Source organism: Deinococcus rhizophilus, assembly GCF_030271215.1.
GTDB classification, from domain to species: domain Bacteria; phylum Deinococcota; class Deinococci; order Deinococcales; family Deinococcaceae; genus Deinococcus; species Deinococcus rhizophilus.
Genome location: NZ_JASNGB010000299.1, coordinates 1 through 1,854, shown reverse-complemented (window position 1 = coordinate 1,854; position 1,854 = coordinate 1). Strand labels below are relative to the sequence as shown.

Annotated in this window: 3 protein-coding genes; 1 reads left to right on the top strand and 2 read right to left on the bottom strand. The window is 73.2% G+C overall.

What is annotated here, in order from left to right; genetic code table 11:
- Positions 1 to 557 (top strand): CHAD domain-containing protein (locus QOL99_RS16790; RefSeq protein WP_285525523.1); only part of this gene is annotated, 557 nt, incomplete at its 5' end.
- On the opposite strand, the gene QOL99_RS16785 is transcribed toward QOL99_RS16790, so the two are convergent.
- Complete coding sequence (locus tag QOL99_RS16785; protein WP_285525522.1) at positions 529 to 1,179, bottom strand: nucleotidyltransferase family protein; 651 nt, start codon at positions 1,177 to 1,179, stop codon at positions 529 to 531. The two genes, QOL99_RS16790 and QOL99_RS16785, sit on opposite strands and share 29 nt — an antisense overlap.
- A 428-nt stretch (positions 1,180 to 1,607) precedes the next feature.
- Positions 1,608 to 1,854 (bottom strand): hypothetical protein (locus QOL99_RS16780; RefSeq protein WP_285525521.1); only part of this gene is annotated, 247 nt, incomplete at its 5' end.

The window sequence follows — 1,854 nt, the reverse complement described above, 5'->3', positions numbered from 1 at the left end:
CCGCCGCGCCCCTGCGCGACCACGACGTGGCCGGGGACCATCTGCGGCAGGCCCTGACCGAGCTGGACGTGCCCGCCGATACCCTCGCCTACTTCGACCGCACCTGGCAGGGGCGCCGCGCGGCGCGGCTGGCGGGGACCGGGTGGCCGGAGCCGCCCCCCGCCTTCAAGCTCAAACGCGGCTGGAAACACCGCGCCCGCCGCCTGATTCGCAGGGACGGCAAGCGCCTGCTGGCCGCCGGGGAAGCGGTGCTCACCACCCACGACGCCGAGCCGTGGCACAGCTGGCGCAAGCGGCTCAAACGCTACCGCTACACGCTCGCGCTGCTGGGCGAGGTGCCCCCGGTGCTGACGGACACGCTCGAAGCCCTGGGCCGCTTTCAGGACGCCGAGGTCGTGCTGGAGTTGCTGCACGGCGACCCCGACCTGCTGCGCTTCGAGCGTGCCCGCTTGATCGCGCGGGAGGAAGTGGCCCGCAACCGGGCGCAGGAGCGGGTGCGCGACCTGTTCCCGGACCTCGCCCGGTTGCTCAGCGTGGGGGACGCGGGGGAGGACTGATCCGGCCCTCGGCCCCCGAGAGCGCTTCCGGTGTGTCCACGTCGAGGAGTTGACCGGCGGAAACCTCCACCGTCACGGCCCCCGCCGCATAGGCCCGCAGCACCGCGCGGGGGCCGTGGTCGGCGTCGGGCAGGGCCAGCACCCCGGGCCAGAGGTCGGCCCGCAGCAGGTGGGGCGGGGCGTGGACCGCCTCCGAACCCTCCCCGTAGCGGGCCAGCACCAGGGGCGCTCCCGTCTCCCGGAAGGCTGCAACCAGCGCCCGGTGCGTCTCCGCCGTCACCAGCGGCATGTCCGCCAGCGCGAAGGCCGCCGCGCCCACCCCCTCCGGCAGCGCCCCGAGTGCGGCCCGGAAGGAGGAGAGCAGCCCCCGCTGCGGCTCTGGATTGACCACGGCCGCGAAGGGCCACTCCGAGAGCGCCGATCGCACCCCCTCCCCCACCTCGCCGGGGGGCACGACCACGAGCAGGCCGTCGTGGCCGCCTGCCGCGAGCGCCGCCGCCGCGTACGTGACCAGCGGCTCCCCCCACAGCGGCACGAGGGGCTTGGGCCGCCCCATCCGGCTGCCCCGTCCAGCGGCGAGGAGGATGCCCCAGACGGGCGGGGAGGGGGTGGGGGGAAGCATGGGGGGAGTGTAGGGCGCTGAGCGTTGAGCTGTAACTCTGGGCAAGCGAGGCAAGAACATCGGGGGACGACCTTTGCCTAGCGCATTTGACAGAATGACGGCCCCCGGGGAAGGGCGNAGTGTAGGGCGCTGAGCGTTGAGCTGTAACTCTGGGCAAGCGAGGCAAGAACATCGGGGGACGACCTTTGCCTAGCGCATTTGACAGAATGACGGCCCCCGGGGAAGGGCGCCCAGGTGCCTCCCCGAATGCCCAATGCTCCTCTTCAATTCGCTCGCTCTGCTGCGCAGCTTTGCAAGTCCGCTCGGCCAACGCATGCGGAAACCCACCGCATTCTTATGGCAAATGCTCTAGCGCAGCGCCCCTCCCCTTCCCCCCCGGGGGGGAGGCGCTGGGGGGAGGGGTAGGCCGGATCAAGACACCCTTGCCCCTACCTCCCGCCCACCACCGCCCGCACCCTCCGCCACACCTCCGGCTCGTCTTCCAGCCCCGCCCACGTTCCACCGGACTCCACCTGCCACCCTCCAGCCCGCAGGGTCCCCAGCGTGAAGCGCTCCTGCGGCCCCTCCAGCGTCCACGCGCGGTAGACGAACAGCACGTCCTCTCCCCGCTGCGCCACCCGCACCAGCCGGACCCCGGCCACCGGCCCCGCGTCCTCCAGCGCCGCCGCCCGCGCC

Coding starts and splice junctions, on each gene's coding strand:
- QOL99_RS16785 (WP_285525522.1), bottom strand. CDS start 1,179: ATGCTTCCCCCCACCCCCTCCCCGCCCGTCTGGGGCATCCTCCTCGCC.